This is a genomic window from Tenacibaculum skagerrakense, assembly GCF_004345825.1.
GTDB lineage: Bacteria > Bacteroidota > Bacteroidia > Flavobacteriales > Flavobacteriaceae > Polaribacter > Polaribacter skagerrakensis.
Map to the genome: position 1 here is coordinate 40238 of NZ_SLXM01000012.1, position 16169 is coordinate 56406.

At 32.1% G+C, this 16169-nt stretch carries 16 protein-coding genes; 9 read left to right on the forward strand and 7 right to left on the reverse strand.

Going from position 1 to position 16169, the window contains the following annotated elements; translation table 11 throughout:
- Positions 1–206: 206 nt before the first annotated feature.
- From EV195_RS15605 to EV195_RS15615, 3 genes are read left to right on the forward strand one after another with little or no spacing between them, the layout of a single operon-like run.
- Positions 207–2033 (forward strand): site-specific DNA-methyltransferase, encoded by a 1827-nt coding sequence (locus tag EV195_RS15605; protein WP_132795908.1) that lies wholly within the window; start codon positions 207–209, stop codon positions 2031–2033.
- A gap of 1 nt (position 2034) precedes the next feature.
- Complete coding sequence (locus tag EV195_RS15610; protein ID WP_132795909.1) at positions 2035–2349, forward strand: hypothetical protein; 315 nt, start codon at positions 2035–2037, stop codon at positions 2347–2349.
- A 3-nt stretch (positions 2350–2352) separates the two neighbouring features.
- Positions 2353–5019, forward strand: coding sequence for a restriction endonuclease (locus tag EV195_RS15615; protein WP_132795910.1), 2667 nt, complete (start codon positions 2353–2355; stop codon positions 5017–5019).
- A gap of 25 nt (positions 5020–5044) precedes the next feature.
- Here EV195_RS15615 and EV195_RS15620 read toward each other — a convergent pair whose 3' ends face one another.
- The 6 genes from EV195_RS15620 to EV195_RS15645 form a co-directional block, all read right to left on the reverse strand.
- The gene (locus tag EV195_RS15620; RefSeq protein ID WP_132795911.1) at positions 5045–5233 is read right to left on the reverse strand and encodes a hypothetical protein; all 189 of its coding nucleotides are present in this window, start codon (positions 5231–5233) and stop codon (positions 5045–5047) included.
- A 23-nt stretch (positions 5234–5256) separates the two neighbouring features.
- Positions 5257–5868 (reverse strand): hypothetical protein, encoded by a 612-nt coding sequence (locus EV195_RS15625; protein ID WP_132795912.1) that lies wholly within the window; start codon positions 5866–5868, stop codon positions 5257–5259.
- Positions 5858–6001 (reverse strand): hypothetical protein, encoded by a 144-nt coding sequence (locus EV195_RS16770; protein WP_165915753.1) that lies wholly within the window; start codon positions 5999–6001, stop codon positions 5858–5860. The genes EV195_RS15625 and EV195_RS16770 overlap by 11 nt, the downstream gene beginning before the upstream one ends.
- A gap of 8 nt (positions 6002–6009) precedes the next feature.
- Positions 6010–6282, reverse strand: coding sequence for a hypothetical protein (locus EV195_RS15630; RefSeq protein WP_132795913.1), 273 nt, complete (start codon positions 6280–6282; stop codon positions 6010–6012).
- 339 nt (positions 6283–6621) lie between these two features.
- Entirely contained in the window at positions 6622–8409 is a 1788-nt protein-coding gene (locus tag EV195_RS15640) for a hypothetical protein (RefSeq protein ID WP_165915754.1), read from the reverse strand.
- 328 nt (positions 8410–8737) lie between these two features.
- Complete coding sequence (locus EV195_RS15645; RefSeq protein WP_132795916.1) at positions 8738–9211, reverse strand: MerR family transcriptional regulator; 474 nt, start codon at positions 9209–9211, stop codon at positions 8738–8740.
- A gap of 235 nt (positions 9212–9446) precedes the next feature.
- On the opposite strand from EV195_RS15645, the gene EV195_RS15650 reads away from it, so the two are divergent.
- Positions 9447–10130 (forward strand): hypothetical protein, encoded by a 684-nt coding sequence (locus EV195_RS15650; protein WP_132795917.1) that lies wholly within the window; start codon positions 9447–9449, stop codon positions 10128–10130.
- Here the strand turns inward: EV195_RS15650 and EV195_RS15655 are convergent.
- The gene (locus EV195_RS15655; protein WP_132795918.1) at positions 10114–11424 is read right to left on the reverse strand and encodes a tyrosine-type recombinase/integrase; all 1311 of its coding nucleotides are present in this window, start codon (positions 11422–11424) and stop codon (positions 10114–10116) included. The two genes, EV195_RS15650 and EV195_RS15655, sit on opposite strands and share 17 nt — an antisense overlap.
- A gap of 333 nt (positions 11425–11757) precedes the next feature.
- Between EV195_RS15655 and EV195_RS15660 the strand changes: the two genes are divergently transcribed.
- From EV195_RS15660 to EV195_RS15680, 5 genes are all read left to right on the forward strand, one after another.
- Positions 11758–12318 carry a hypothetical protein gene (locus EV195_RS15660; protein ID WP_132795919.1) on the forward strand — a complete coding sequence of 187 codons (561 nt, stop codon included), beginning with the start codon at positions 11758–11760 and terminating at the stop codon, positions 12316–12318.
- 172 nt (positions 12319–12490) lie between these two features.
- Entirely contained in the window at positions 12491–13168 is a 678-nt protein-coding gene (locus EV195_RS15665; RefSeq protein WP_132795920.1) for an alpha/beta hydrolase-fold protein, read from the forward strand.
- A 76-nt stretch (positions 13169–13244) separates the two neighbouring features.
- Positions 13245–13829: a hypothetical protein gene (locus EV195_RS15670; RefSeq protein WP_132795921.1), complete on the forward strand. Its 585-nt coding sequence runs from the start codon at positions 13245–13247 to the stop codon at positions 13827–13829.
- Between the two features lie 274 nt (positions 13830–14103).
- A complete protein-coding gene (locus EV195_RS15675) occupies positions 14104–14940 on the forward strand; it encodes a LytR/AlgR family response regulator transcription factor (RefSeq protein WP_132795922.1) in 837 nt (278 codons plus the stop codon).
- 124 nt (positions 14941–15064) lie between these two features.
- Positions 15065–15727 carry a CPBP family intramembrane glutamic endopeptidase gene (locus EV195_RS15680; protein ID WP_132795923.1) on the forward strand — a complete coding sequence of 221 codons (663 nt, stop codon included), beginning with the start codon at positions 15065–15067 and terminating at the stop codon, positions 15725–15727.
- The last annotated feature ends 442 nt before the right edge of the window (positions 15728–16169 follow it).

The following is a 16169-nucleotide window of genomic DNA, read 5'->3' on the forward strand; positions in this document are numbered from 1 at the left end:
AAAGTAAGGTGATGATAAAGAGTGCTTTTAGGATTGGAAAGGTTTAGTGAAGTTTAGTAAAGGTTCGTTAGTTTTTGTGAGGATTTGAAACTTAGGAGTAATAAAACATCTTCTTTTTACAGCACCTCTGTATTGAATAGAAATAATTATTTTACTTTAGTAGCTTAATTAAGCTATAGAAAATAAGACCTAAACATTTTAACCTTATGGACGGAACAAGTCTTACTCCTGAACAAGAAAAATTAAACACTCTTAAACAAGTATTACCAGAGGTATTTACCGAAGGTAAAGTAGATTGGGAAAAACTTAAAGCTACACTTGGAGAAGATATTAATTTCTCTAACGAACGTTATGTTTTAAACTGGGCAGGAAAAAGTGAAGCCTTTAAAGTATTACAAGCACCTACGACAAAAACACTCGTGCCTGCTAAAGACGAAAGCGTAAATTTTGACGATACGGAACATATTTTTATTGAGGGAGAAAACTTGGAAGTGCTGAAAGTGCTTCAAAAAAGCTACTTCGGTAAGGTGAAAATGATTTACATAGACCCACCATACAATACAGGAAACGACTCGTTTATTTATCCAGACAAATTCTCTGAAACCAAAGAAGAATACGAAAAACGTGTTGGCGATAAGGACGAAGAGGGCTACATGACTAAAGATGGTATGTTCAAAAAGAATAGTAAAGAAAATGGACAATACCATAGCAATTGGCTCAATATGATGATGCCTCGACTTTACTTAGCAAAAAACTTACTTAAACAAGATGGAGTCATTTTTATATCCATTGACGATAATGAAGTGCATAACCTTAGGCTTTTGATGAATGAAATTTTCGGAGAGGAGAATTTTGTCGGAAATGTTGTTTGGAAACACACAGAGCAAAGCAAAAATGATGAACGATTCTTTTCAAGGCAGTTTAATTATCAATTGGTTTATATAAAATCAGATGACACACCAAATTTCAGGTTTCCAAGAACGGGAGAAGATAATAAAAACTACTCTAATCCTGATAATGACCCAAATGGTGATTGGCGAAGTGGAGATGTAAGAAGCCCAAATTTCAGAAAGACTTTATGCTTCGATATTAAAACACCAAATGGAAATGTAATTCCGCCACCAGAAAAAGGTTGGAGATGGAAAGAAGAAACAATAAATGAGAAAATTGAATCAGGTGAAATAGTTTTCAATTCGGATGAAACCAAGATAATTCGAAAAATATACTTGGCAAATCAAGAAGGAAGAGTGCCTGAAAACTTGTGGCAAGGAGAATTGTATGGAACTACAAGAATGGCAAATGCAGAAATTAAGCAATTATTCGAGGAACTGACGATTTTCGATACACCAAAACCGTCTCAACTCGTTAAGCGAGTAATGCAACTTTTTCACAACGAAAAGGACTTCCTAGTCCTTGATTTCTTTTCAGGTTCAGGAACCACCGCAGATGCAGTTATGCAAATAAATACTGAGGATGATGGAAACAGAAAATGTATCTCTGTTCAGTTAGCCGAAAAATGTTATGAAGATTCCGAAGCCTATAAAGCAGGTTATAAAACTATAGCTGATATAGCGAAAGAAAGAATAAGAAGAGCTGGAAAAAAAATACAAGAGGAAAATCCTGAATTTAAGGGAGATTTAGGATTTAAAGTCCTAAAACTTTCAGACAGTAACTTTAAGCAATGGCAACAAATTACAGGCAAAGACAAACAGGCTTTAGAGGAGCAAATGAAACTGTTTGTTGACCCAGTTGCAAAAAATGCCACCACCGAAAATATGGTGTATGAACTCTTGCTCAAAAGTGGCAAAGACTTAAACAGCACTATTGAATCAAAAGAGGGTTTTTATGCCATTAATGAAACGGAACTCGTATTGATTTTGGAAAAAGCCAATCAAGAAATCATTGATTCAGTTATTGCAAGTAAGCCACAAAAAGTAATAGCATTAGACAAGTTATTTCAAGGTAATGACCAACTAAAAACTAATGCTTCTTTACAAATGAAAGATGCAGGTGTAGAATTTAAAACAATTTAAAATGTGCGAAGAAACAATTTCTGATGGCATAATTATTGGCGCTGTAGGTGGTGCAATCGCTGGATTAGTAATTTGGATAGCTGACCTTTGCAGAAAATGGATTTTAAAATATTGTGACACAAAAAGAGTTGAAAATTGGCTAAAAAAGAATACCAAACCGAACCATTCAAAAGAATGGCGTTCAACTAGAGTTATAGCCAGCCATAATAATCTTCCAGAGGATAGGGTAAATTACATCTGTAGTTATTCAAAAAAAATTGAATTAAATAAAAAAGATGGAAATGAATCAGATGAAATTTGGAAATACAAAGAATAGAATATGAAGTTAACATTCGATTCCAACCTACAATATCAGCAAGACGCCATAAAGTCCATAACAGACTTGTTTGAAGGGCAACCTTTAGAGGATTCCATAATGGAATTTAACCTAAAGGAAGAAGGTACTTTAGACCTAATAAATGGCGTAAGTAACAACCTAATCTTGTCAGAAGAGCAAATCTTAAAAAACTTGCAATCGGTTCAAGAGCAAAACGATATTGAGCAAAGTAAGAATTTAGACGGAATGCACTTTTCTATTGAAATGGAAACAGGAACGGGAAAGACCTATGTGTACTTGCGAAGCATTTATGAACTCAATAAAGCCTATGGCTTTAAAAAGTTTGTGATTGTTGTTCCGTCTGTGGCAATTCGAGAAGGTGTTTTAAAAAACTTGGAAATAACTCACGAGCATTTCCAAAACCTGTACGACAATATTCCACTTAATTTTCAGGTGTATGATAGCTCAAAAGTTTCAACTTTAAGAGGTTTTGCAACCAATAACAACATTGAAGTTTTGGTAATTAACATTGATTCGTTTGCCAAAGACCAAAATATTATCAACCAACCACATTACAGAGCCAACGGAAGAAAACCCATTGAATTTATTCAGTCTGTAAATCCAATAGTTATTGTTGACGAGCCACAAAATATGGAAACCGAAAAACGTATTTCGGCTATTGAAAACCTAAATGGACTTTGTACACTTCGCTATTCGGCAACACACAGAAATCAATACAACCTTACTTACAGCTTAAATCCTGTAAAAGCCTACGATTTAGGTTTGGTTAAACAGATTGAAGTAGATTCAATAGTTGAAGAAAACGCATATAATGATGCTTTTGTACAGGTAGATTCTATCAAAGCGACTAAAACAAAGGTTACAGCAAAAGTTTCAATCAATGTAAACGACAAAGGAGGCGTAAAAAAGAAATCTGTTTCCGTGAAAGTTGGAGACGATTTATACAAACTATCCAACGAACGAGAAATTTACTCAGATGGCTATATCATTGAAGAGATAGACGCAACAAACAATTGTATTTCTATTTCAAACGGAAATCTTTTGTACAAAGGAGACAGTCAAGGTGGATTGAATGATGAAGTGATGGAATTTCAAATTCGCAAAACGGTTGAAGAACATTTAAAGAAAGAGAAACGCCTAAACAAATTAGGAATAAAAGTGCTTTCGCTGTTCTTCATCGACAAGGTTGCCAACTACAGACATTACGATTCAGCAGGAAATCCGCACAAAGGAAAATTTGCAGAATGGTTTGAAGAAATCTACCAGGAATACATTTCAAAACCTGCATTTAAGGAATTAAACAGGTTTCCTGTCAATGAAGTTCACAATGGCTATTTCTCACAAGACAAAAAAGGAAAATTCAAAGACACTTCAGGCGAAACAAAAGCAGATGACGACACTTACAGTCTGATAATGAAAGACAAAGAAAAGTTGTTGGATATTGATAACTCGCTTCGTTTTATATTCTCGCATTCAGCACTTCGAGAAGGTTGGGATAATCCGAATGTATTTCAGATTTGTACTTTAAATGAAACTAAATCCGACATAAAAAAACGTCAAGAAATTGGAAGAGGTTTACGATTAGCGGTGAGGAAAACAGATGACGGAAAGTTGGAAAGAACTTATGACCAAAACATCAACCGATTAACAGTTATCGCCAATGAATCGTATGATGACTTTGCAAAAACTTTACAAAAAGAAATCGAAGACGATTGTGGTGTAGAGTTTAAAGGTAGAATAAAAAACAAACGAGAGCGAACTACAATCAAATACAGAAAAGGATTTGAAGCTGATCCAAAATTCTTGGAGATATGGGAAAACCTGAAAAAGAAAACGACTTATCGAGTGGACTATAAAACAGATGAGCTAATCACTTTTGCTTCAAAAGCGGTAAAAGATTTACCCGAAATCAAAGCACCTTCTATTCGTTCGACAAAGGTATCTATTAATATGTCTGACGAAGGTATTGAAGCAGAATATAAAGGAGAAAAGGTAGATTCATTTGACAATTACTCTTGGAAAATTCCAGACGTTTTAGGTTATATCCAAAGTAAAACAGAGTTAACTCGTTCAACCATTCAAGAAATTTTGAGCAAGTCTGACAGAATTGGAGATATTTTAATTAACCCACAATTGTTTTTAGACTTAACCACACAAGCCATAAAAAGAACTTTATATGATTTAATGATAGACGGGATTAAGTATCATAAAATTGGAGGAGCCGATTACGAAATGACTCTTTTTAAAGCTCAAGAGTTAGAAGTTTATTTAAACGATTTTTCATTTAAAGTCACGGATACATCCAAAACTATTTATGAGGAATTTATACCTTTAGATTCAGGTGTTGAAAGTAAATTTGCAAAAGATTGTGAATCAAGTGACCAAATTAAGTTCTATTTTAAACTCCCAAATTGGTTTAAAATTCCAACACCAATAGGGAATTACAATCCTGATTGGGCTTTAATATTTGAAGATGATAAGAAAATTTATTTTGTTGCTGAAACTAAAGAAACAGGAACACCAGAAGTTGATTTAACTAAATTAACTGGTGACGAACGACTGAAAATTAAATGCGGAAAAGCACACTTTAATGAATTTGACGAAATGGAATACAAAGTGGTTAACAAAGTAGGACAGTTGATAAGTTAGATGACAAAATTTATTCATATCATCTCTAATCCAAATCATAAACCTCTAAAAATCTTCGCACCTCACTAGGGCGAAGATTTTTTTTAAACTTAGCTATTTCTAAAGGCAAACTCCTTGTCTCTGCAATAATCTCATTAATAGTTGCTCTTATTTCTCTTTCTGGTAAATAATAGTACTTCTCAAAAAGCTTTTTCTTAGTGTAAATTCCTTTCATAAGTTCTTCTTTTAAATTGACTTTTAAACTTCTCTATACTGATATTCTACAATCTCATCATTAACATCATACTGATATACTTTGACAGGTTTTAACACATAGGTTGTACTACCAAACATTAAAACTTCATTAACTAAATTCGGCTTATCTACTCTGTAGATATAATTAAGCGTTACCCTGATAATAAAAGTCTCAAATTGACATAAATATTCTTCTTCTACTATTTTACCGTCTCTTACAGTTACTCCTCCTATATTTGATTTATTAGCTTTTACAAAGGCTAGTAGCTTTTCAAAGGTGTTTGCTTGAAGGTATGCTACATAATTAGGATCATTCTCTTTTGTTAGCGGTTCTTGTTTGTTAGACACAATACCACTAACCGCAATTTGTGTACTTAGTAACTCTTTTAACTGCTTAACATCGCCGTTAAAATGAACATCTCCTACACTATTTACATTATTTGCCAGAATCGAAATTCCCGAAAGTTCACTCCCATAGGAAGGAGAATTATTCAGTAAAATTGCGTTTTTCTTGCGCTTGTGTTGATGCACATACATACTCGGTAAGATGTATAATATATCTCCGTTAGCTCCTGTTATTACTATATTACCGTTCTCTTCTTGTTTAATTTTCATACCTCACTTTTTTAATGATTTTGCGTTTTACTGCGTTATTCTTGCGTTTTTTTGCGCTTTCTTGCGTTTCTCTTTTTGCCTCCCAAAAGGCTCTATCTTCCTCTAGTTCCTGCCATTTTTCGTAAGTATTCATAGGCTATTCTATTTTTTGTTCTTTTTCTTGTTACTGTAGTACATTACAACAACATTCTGATTCCTTGCATACCAATTGCGATATAGTTTTTCAATAGCCCTACCCATAGCCATATAAGCACTAATAGTCTCCCCTTTATTAGCAGTAACCCCTTGATAAAAAACATGAGCATTACGCATCGAGTAGTGTGTTCCATCCACAATCTTAAACACCCTCTGTCCATCTTTTACTTCTGCCGTTAAAAAGCATTTTAAGTTTTTCTCTAAATTTTCTTGTCTCATCCTCCCAATTATTTAATTCATTTAACAATTACATACTGATAATTAACTCTTTGGTATAATTATCATAAAACATCACTTTGTTTGTTATTCCTTTGTAGATGGATTTCTCAAAGCGTTTGTACATACTATTTATTACAAGCCGCACAGGTTTGTTATTCTTACTTACAGGACTATACCATACAGGGTTTGAATAACCTTTGGTACTGCTCTTGTATTTATAGGCTGTATTCCCTTTCTTAAGGAGTATCACCATTTTTATCCTGCTACAAGTAGCACAAATAATGGAGCGGTTTTTTCCGCAGATACATTTTTTGTTGGTTCTCTTTTTCATATTGTTTTTTAAGCGGTCATTGTATTTCCAAGTGTATTGGTTAGTTCTGTTACATACTCATAAGGCAAGTTGTCTTGTACATAATCATAAAGCTGTTTGGCTGTGTATTTTCCCTTTCTATATGCCCTGATTGCATTGTCTAGCCTACGTTTTGCGCTAGCTTTGCGTACTCTTGCGCTTTCATTGCGCCTGCTTGCGTTTTGCTCTTGCGATTTTTTGCTTTTATATTTTTGGTGCGAAACCCATACAGAATGCAATCCAAAAAAGCCTACTCCACTAGAGCTTTTACGATTCACATCAAAATACAAGGACGGATATAATGCGTTGTGATTATGCTTTAAAAACCACTTACGAGCAAACTCCAGTTTAAAACGATACTCTTTCAGCTTTTCTATAAGTGTTTCCTTTTGGGTTATTCCACTAAATAACACCTCGTTTAACTCATTGATAGCATTTTTCCAACTTCCTACATGAACAGAGCTGTGATGCTTCCATATCTTAGCAGAAGATTTAATAACATCCTGTATCAAAACAGCCCTAAACTCATCCGTACTTACATTCCCGTACTGCTCTATTTTGCGCAAATAGTGATAGGAAAGCCCTGTATAGCTATTATACTTGCCTGTAGTAAGTTCTTGCGCTAGTTCCCTATCATCCATTAGCTTTGATAAGAAATTTCGTGTTAGTACCGAGCTTGTTCCTGAATTTTCGGGCGTGGTTTGTAAAAAATCAGGTAGTAATTTGCGCATCATACTTCGATGCTCGCGCGCCCTAGTTTGCCTTTTTGCAGTACTTATTTCTGTGGTGTTCTTGTAGCCGTCCGCAGGACACACACTCCCCTTGGATTCCAAACCACATTTTTCTCTGGCTATGAAATTTTCATAGTCTTTTATTTCTTTTCTTTTTATATATATACTACTATCACTATTATAAGGTAACTTTTTCTCGCACTCTCTAGTAACTAATTGATTTTGTGAATTTTGTTTTTTTGGAGATTTTCCCTCTAAAACTTGTACAATAGTGGTATTAAAATGTACTGAAATTGGCTTGTATTGATTCGTGTAATGATAATTGATTAACACTCCAGCTTCACGAAGTCTTTTTATATGGTTTTGAGCCGTTTTCTTACAAAAATCTAATCTAGGTATTCCTAAAATGGTATGAGTTGCTAATTTGCGGTTATCTATCTTTAATTTTGGTAAGTCATTTTTAAGCACTCGGGTTGGTCTGCCGACTGCTTGTAAATAAGTATTGCGCGATTTCAGCTGTGAGATATAAAATCCTACTAGCACATTAAAGACTAGTTCACTGGTATATTTTACCTTTTGAATACGTTTTTTAGGAAGATAGCTTACTTGCAACTCTTTACTTAGTGCCTCAACCGCTTTGTTGTACTCTCTTGCAAATAACCCCTGTTTATTCTCATATACCTGGGTAATCTTTTTAAGATCTCTGAGCTCAATACACTTAGGTAGCTCAACAGCTTTATTGTACCTAGTGATTTCTTTATTCTCTTTCTGAACTTCGGTATTATATTCATATACATACCTGCGGTACTTATCCATAGCACTTTTCATACCCTCTCTATTTAGGTATGGAAAATTGATATAATTATAGCTTGTTGCGTTTGCTTGCGTTTGCTCTGCGCCTCGTTTGAGTAGCAATAAACCATGTGTACTATTAAACTCTTCAACAGCTTTATTGTATTGCGCATCACTATACTTTTTGCGTTGTGCAGTATCTTTAAAAATTTTAATAGTGTACTGGGTAATAGCATCTAGTTTGTTTTGAGCCAAGTACGCTCGAACCTTTGTATTATACTGCCCTATTACCGTTAGTACCGTCTTTTTCCCTATATTTTCTTGCTTTTTTTCCATAACTTAGTACTTTCATAAGACTACCGACGGGTAGTTTCTTTTTCATAGCAATTTTCCCTAGTCAGTTCTCGTTGGCTGGGGTTTTTATTTTTCAGATATTTTTAAAAGAATTTTGATTCTAAATATTCTTACATTCGCGCATCATTAGAATAGTGGGGATTATTCAATGATTAGTTTAGTTAGTAACCCACGACCTTCACGTGGGTTACTTTAGTTTGAATAAGTAGCACTTATTCCCGTGGTATGTTTAACTAGCCTCTAACATATCATGTTCAAAGCTGTAGGTTAGACTTTCTAAAAATTGAAGTTTGGGAATATAAAATTTACCCGATTTGGTTATTGAAGTAATCGTATCTGTTTTGATACGGTTCTTTATTGTTCTTGCGTGTACCTGTAAATAATTTGCGCATCCTTCAACAGTAAAAATGGTTGCATTTGCGTTGAAAACTGTAAATGCCTTTACATTATCAATGACTAATAATTTAACAGGAGTACTCATATCTAAATCTGTTGTTAACTTTTCTAAAAACTGAATCTTTGGAATATGATATTTGCCTCCTTGAAATACTGCTTTTATCCGTTCTTTTTCAATACGGCTTTTAATGGTATTTGGATGAGCTTTTAAAAAATCTCCACACTGTTCAACGCTTAACATGGTGTCATTTTCTTTAAAAATGTTCAAAGCCTCAATATTTGCTTTAAAAAAATCCGATTTTGTCATAGCTTGTCTATTTTTAATTGGTACTACTTTTTCTTTTTTTGTGCCTTTTTGTATAAAAATTAGGAAAAAATAAACATTTTACCTATTTTTGATGAGTATTTAACCTCATTTATACATTTCAAATATAGTTTTTTGAATTATAAAAACCTATATAAAATGTGTTAAAACCATTGAAGCCATGAACAAAAGAAAAGAGAGTGCAGTCATTTTTAAAGAACTCTTAGACCATATCGGAATGAGTGCCAATAAATTATCCCAAGAACTTGGATACTCTACAAATTCTTTCCTGTACAATATCAAAAACGGAAAAAATAACATTACCCAAAAAATTGCACAGCAGATAACTGATATATTCAAGGATATTAACTACACCTATCTGTTAACAGGAATAGGAACACTTACGAAAAACCAATCTGAACCTATCCCCGATAATGTATATATCAATACCAACGGTAATAAGTTCACAGAAAAAAAAGATGGTAGTTTTGATGTTACCGTAAGGTATTTATCTTTTAACAGATATAACTCTTATCTCAGATCACTAAAAGATGATTCTTTTACCTATGATTGGGATGAGACTACTTTTTGTGTTGACCAGTTTGGAAAAGGAAATTACCTTGGGTTTAAAACCTATAGTATGAGTATGAATGGCGGAATGTTATATGATACACCGAGCGGAGCTTCTCTATTAGGTCGTGAACTTGGAAAACATCATTGGGAAGATGGTTTTAGACCGAGTGATAGCGGTTGGGTGATTTTGACAGAAAAAAATATTTTTCATAAAGATATTACTCAGTTTAATAAAGAAAAAAAGACTATCATTTGCAGTAGTAGAAATGATAGCCCTGAATATGTAGATTTTGAATTACAGCTTGATGATATATTACAAATCTTTAAAGTCATTAAGCGGACTTTTTAGACCATGCTTTGAACATATAACGACTTACACTCTCTTGGCTTGTCTTTTTATATTTCTGTAAAGTTTCAGGTTTACTAATCCCTGTTACCGCCATTATGATATGGTCGGGCATCCCTCGCTCTGCGGATAAGGTTATAAAGGTTCTTCTTGCGGTATGGGTACTTATTCCCTCCCACTTCTCGTAGTAAGTAACTTTTTTCTCACTTCCTTTTTTGCGCATCTTCTTTTGAGAGCTGTTTATACCTGCTTTCTTACAAATCTGTTTAATCTCGATATTAAAATCGTCCTTGTGAACACAAGGAAGCTTCCAATTGTATTTTTCTAATAAACTATCTAAGTCAGGCGTTATTGGTATAAAACTTTCTCGAACGGTTTTTTGAGACTTTTTAATTATCATATCACCGTCAGGAGTTTTAACAACATCTTCCTTTTCAAAAACCGAATAATCAGAAAAACGCTGTCCTGAATAAATACCAATTAAAAATAAATCTCTTACAGTATCTTGAAACGTATCTTCCAACTCTACATTTTCTAAAAGTTCTACTTCTTCATCCGTTAAATGCACTCTTCCCGTAGGATAAGTTTTAATTGTATTCTTCAACTTCTTAACCTTGATTTCATAATTTTCTTTTGCCCAGTCTAAAAACCCAAACAATATTTTCAAATGACCATACAGCGTATTGTCATTATAATTATTATTGCTTTGTACTTGAGCATTTAACTCCTTTGCTTTTTTCTTATCAACTAAAGAGTTAAAATTGCGAAGAAAACCACAATACCCCTCCAACCAATCTTGGTTTAAATCTCCAAACAAAGTTGTCCTTTCTCTGTAGATATCATATAAGGTTACTTTCTTTCGTAAATTATTATTAATAGTAAGCCAAGCCTTAGACGGTTTATCATTCTTTGTCTTGGTATCGATATAAAATTGAATAGCATCTTTTAAAACTATAGGACAATCTTTTTTCTGATAATTATGTTTGAATCTCCTATCGAAAATCATTCTCAAATCCGCCTTTGTAAGCGGTCTATCGTTTCGTTGAAAATCTGTAATAGTATTTTCTAACAACCTTTTGAACTTATCTAACTCTAAAGCGATTTGTTTATTCTTCTTTCCTGAAGTTCCTCTCTTTGATTTTGGATATCTATTCTCGAAATCCCACTCACTTGGAAGTATTTTTTGTTTTGTACTATACTTGAAGTTTTTGTTACTACTTGGCTCATCCTTTACATAATGAATCAAGTCTATTCCCGTTACTTTTTCTTCGTTGGGCTTTTTTAAATAAAAATACATATTTTTTCTTTTTACATTTTCAAATATAAACAAAAAAAGGGAATGAAAAAGGGAAAGTAAAAGTATATTTGTTTTCCAAAAAAACAGGAAATGAAAAACAAAACAGAAAATAAAAACCTTTTAAAACCCCTAATTATAAAGGAAAAAATACACTTTTTATGTATCCTTTCCAAAAATCATGGAAAACGTAAATATCACTTACCGCAATAACGGCGGATTCGACTACGTCCGAATCCACTCAGTAATTACTAACACTAGTTTTTAAACAAAATACGTAACTTTAATCCCGTAACAACAGTTATACAAATACGTTGTGCAACATTAAAACGATTAATGAGAAAATTATCATTTATCTTATTTATTTTCACATTACTTTCCTGTAATGACAAATCTAACGAAACACGAGTTATAGAATTTCATAACATGAGGATTAAGATTCCGTCATCACTAACTCAAAAAACACTAGACTCCTGTAGTAATGTTCAATCCTTTACTGATTTAGAGAATAAAAGCTCTTTAGAGTTTAAAATCTGTAATTATGGACTTATAACAGGAAGACAATCTTTTGAAAGTTTAAATAAATTTTTCCAAGAAGAGTGTGAAATTCTGAAACATGAAATTCTTAACTCAAATTCCTTAAAGAAATTATCAAAAAAAATTGGTGATAATTATATCTTTAGACACGACTTTAGAATTGGAGAAAAGTATTTCAGTAATAATTACATCGCTTACAAAAATAATTACCTGACAATAACTCTTCAAACATTAAATAAAAAGACTCTTTCTGAATTTAAAAAAACAATAGAAACTCTTTCTTACGAAAATTTATCAAGTAAAATAAATACATCTGGAATCGATAAATGTTATTATTGTAAAAGACCTTTGTTTTGGTAAAACGTAGCACAACACGGTGTATAATTAATTGCGGCTGTCCCGAAGCTTCGGGACCTCACCGGAAATTCAATCTTATTAATTATCTTTCCGCAACATCGGAAAAGAACTCGCGTCCTTTTCCCGCAAAAAATCATACACAAATACGTTGTGCACAATTTAATAAAACAAGAAAATGAGTTTTAAACATCTAATAATTACAATTTTATTTTTTCAAATAATTAATAGTCAAACTCAAAATTCGGGAGATATAAAAAACATTGTCTCAAAAGTTTTAAATGAGAAAAGAGAAATTAAAGTTTTATTACCAACAGATTATTCTAAAGAAAATAAATATCCAGTTGTCTATATTACAGATGCTAATTATAATTTTGAGATTGCATCAAGTTATTTAACACAACTTATAAAATTCAATTCTATACCAAAAACTATATTGGTAGGTATCCCTCAAAAAGATAGAGGAAATGAACTTGATATTTTTTGGAGCAAAAATGGAATTAGATTCAAAAATTTCATCTTTAATGAAGTTATTCCGTTAATTAATAGCGAATATGCAACATCAGGTTTTAATACAATAATTGGACATTCAGACGGAGCCGAATACAATCACTTATTAATGATGGAAAAAGATAATCCTTTTAGAGGATTTATAAACATTAGTGAGAATCTTTACAATGATGTTAGTAATAACATTTCAACTTATTTTAAAGACTATAAAGGTGAGAAGCTTTATTATTTTATTGCTAATGCAGAATATGACACACAAGATAGAATTGATGCAGGAAAATCAATTGAAAAGTTGTTTCTAAAAAGTAAAAATGAAAGAATTAAGTTTATAAAAAAAAACCTATAATGCCGACCACCAAAATGTACCTTCAAAATCACTGTTAGATGGATTATTGTTTGTTTTTCAAGATTATCGAAACTGCTTGAATTATCAAAATTTTAAAGATTATGTAGAAAATTATCAGAATGATATTTATATAAATTATGGTTTTAGCCCAAATCTAAATGAGAATGACATTGATTTCTTTTTTGGAAAAATCATTGATGACAAGGACATAGAAATGTATGAATACTTAATAGACTATACTTCAAAAAAAGGTGTGTTTTTTTCTAACACTTTAGATAGAGCCAATCAATACTTTTATATGGAGGAATATCCTAAAACAATTGAGTTTTGGAATAAGACTGTAGATGAATTCAAAGATATTTCGCCTCGTGTATTTTATTTTAATTTTACAAAAGCTATTGACGCCTATTTACATCTAAATAACCCAAATGGAGCAATTAAATTTTTAGAAAAGTGCAAAAAAAGATTACCCGAACATAAACTTTCTTTTAATTACTTTATTGCAAAAACTGCGTTAGAAAATAAAGTAAAGAAAAGAATTGGAAAGAAATATTTAAAGTATTGTGAGGAAAATTACACTGAAAACAGATACTTCAAAATGAAAGATTTGATTAAACTGAAAGAAAAACAAATAACTGTGCACAACAAAGCGTGTAATTAATTGCTGCTGTCCCGAAGCTTCGGGACCTCAGCGGAAATTCAATCTTATTAATTATCTTTCCGCAACATTGGAAAACGACTCGCGTCCTTTCACGCAAAAAATCATACACAAATACGTTGTGCTTCATTATGACAAACTGCTAACCAATAATGAAGTTCTTTAGAAAAATTATACAAAATACACTCACTCGGGTAAAATTTAAAAATATTTTAAACATATTCTTGGAGAAATTATTATTTACTTTTGAATCTTACAAGAAAAGAGTTTCTAATTCATGATTACTACACAACAAACCAAAAATAAAGTAAAAACAGCATGGCATAAATTTATCAGTAGTTCTGCATGGAGTTGGATTCAGAAAGCAATTATATTGATGGTTTTCTCTTTAGTGGTAAATCATTTAGCAACGCGCGATAGTTTTCCAGATAGTGAATCGTATAGATTCCCTATAGAAGGTTTTCTGTCGTCTATTGTTTTATTTATTCTCATTGGAATCATAGCTTATCTTAATTTTAAATTTTACAAGAAAAAATATTTCTCTAAAAAGATAGAAATTATAACCATCGTATGGTTTATGGCTTCTACTCTAGGATATATTACAATCATGTATATTCCTGTAAATATTATTTTCAATAAAGTTGCAGATGGACAGACAGAGTTCTATTATTTATTAATCGGTTTGCTAATCTCCTTATTGGTGAGTTTTATTTTCATAGGTTTATGGTATGCACAAGACATATACAATTTATATAAGTTATCCATAAAAGATGCTGAAATTACTATTGAAAGCGGCGCGAAAATGACGAAGCTTACCTATGAAAATATTGCGTGCTTTTACAGCGAAAACAAAATTGTATATACGGTTCAAAATAATGGCACAACAATCAGCACCGATTTTACATTGAATGAGCTCGAAGAAAAAATAAACGATCAATTGTTTTTTAGAGCCAATAGGCAAATTATTATTCACAAAGATGCTATAGCCCAAATTGAAAAAATCGAAAATAGCAAGTTGCGTATTCGATTAAAAGCTTCCATTGAAAACGATGCGATTGCTGAAATCAATATCAGTCGTTACAAACGAAAAGCATTTATGAATTGGTTTCAATAAAACATAACAAAAACTAGCAACTATTCAGTTATAAATTTACTACCATTCAGTAAAAACAAAAGTATTTAAAGGGATTATCAGAGATTTTGTTCATTATTTCGCTTAGAATTTAAAATTAAAAATGATGAATAAAATTACCTTACAACAAACATTAATTCCATTAATCACAATGGCGATTATTTATTTCATATACTTTGGACCAATCAACAGAACACCTTTTGAAAATATAATTATCTCTATAATCATCATTATAGCTAATTATATAGAATACAAAGGAAAACCATTTTCAGCACTTGGTTTTCAACGTGCAAAATTCAACGCAAAAAATCTTCTTATTTTTGCCCCATTGGTAGCTATAGTACTCTTTGTTTTTTATGTCATTGCAATAGTTCCTGGAATCGAGATGTTAACAGGAATTCCTATTGATTATTCGAGTATGAGCCAATTGAAAGGGAACCTTCAACTCACCATCGTCTGGTTATTATTAGTATGGGCTACAGCAGGATTTGGAGAAGAAATTATTTTTAGAGGTTTTTTTATGCGACAATTTGTCAAATTCTTTGGAGAAAGCAAAATTAGCATAGTGTTTAATATTGTCCTAGTTACTGGATTTTTCGGCTTTATGCACAGTCAACAAGGCATTACAGGACAACTTGTTACTTGGATTACCGGAGCACTTATAGCTCTGATATTCTACTTACGCAAATACGATTTGTGGTTTGTTATTGCCGTACACGGTTTTTTTAACACTATAGCTTTAATTTGTATCTACTTTGGCTTGGCGTAAAGATAATTATAAATATCTCTAGCACTTTTTTTAATCATTGTAAGTATTTTAAAAATTTTATTTTATTTTAAAATAACGAAAGTACAACACCGTGTATAATTAATTGCGGCTGTCCCGAAGTTTCGGGACCTCGCCGGAAATTCAATCTTATTAATTATCTTTCCGCAACAACGGAAAAGAACTTGCGTCCTTTTCCCGCAAAAAATCATACACAAATACGTTGTCAATAATTATGAAAAGAAAAATTCTTATTCTAAAGCTGTCCTTTATAATCTCCTTAAGTTTTGCTCAAGCCGAATTATATTACCCAGAATTTAATGATAATATCAAGAAGGGAACATATGAAGGTAAAAGTCTTTCGAAAGAGTATTTGAACTTAGACTTACCAATAATAAAATCTAATTTAATACGTCTAAACCCTAAAATATATTCTGATTTCTTA

Coding starts and splice junctions, on each gene's coding strand:
- EV195_RS15625 (WP_132795912.1), bottom strand. CDS start 5,868: ATGAAAATTAAACAAGAAGAGAACGGTAATATAGTAATAACAGGAGCT.
- EV195_RS15645 (WP_132795916.1), bottom strand. CDS start 9,211: ATGACAAAATCGGATTTTTTTAAAGCAAATATTGAGGCTTTGAACATT.
- EV195_RS15655 (WP_132795918.1), bottom strand. CDS start 11,424: ATGTATTTTTATTTAAAAAAGCCCAACGAAGAAAAAGTAACGGGAATA.
- EV195_RS15665 (WP_132795920.1), top strand. CDS start 12,491: ATGAGTTTTAAACATCTAATAATTACAATTTTATTTTTTCAAATAATT.
- EV195_RS15620 (WP_132795911.1), bottom strand. CDS start 5,233: ATGAAAGGAATTTACACTAAGAAAAAGCTTTTTGAGAAGTACTATTAT.
- EV195_RS15650 (WP_132795917.1), top strand. CDS start 9,447: ATGAGTGCCAATAAATTATCCCAAGAACTTGGATACTCTACAAATTCT.
- EV195_RS15630 (WP_132795913.1), bottom strand. CDS start 6,282: ATGAGACAAGAAAATTTAGAGAAAAACTTAAAATGCTTTTTAACGGCA.
- EV195_RS15610 (WP_132795909.1), top strand. CDS start 2,035: ATGTGCGAAGAAACAATTTCTGATGGCATAATTATTGGCGCTGTAGGT.
- EV195_RS15680 (WP_132795923.1), top strand. CDS start 15,065: ATGAATAAAATTACCTTACAACAAACATTAATTCCATTAATCACAATG.
- EV195_RS15615 (WP_132795910.1), top strand. CDS start 2,353: ATGAAGTTAACATTCGATTCCAACCTACAATATCAGCAAGACGCCATA.
- EV195_RS15605 (WP_132795908.1), top strand. CDS start 207: ATGGACGGAACAAGTCTTACTCCTGAACAAGAAAAATTAAACACTCTT.
- EV195_RS15675 (WP_132795922.1), top strand. CDS start 14,104: ATGATTACTACACAACAAACCAAAAATAAAGTAAAAACAGCATGGCAT.
- EV195_RS16770 (WP_165915753.1), bottom strand. CDS start 6,001: ATGAATACTTACGAAAAATGGCAGGAACTAGAGGAAGATAGAGCCTTT.
- EV195_RS15660 (WP_132795919.1), top strand. CDS start 11,758: ATGAGAAAATTATCATTTATCTTATTTATTTTCACATTACTTTCCTGT.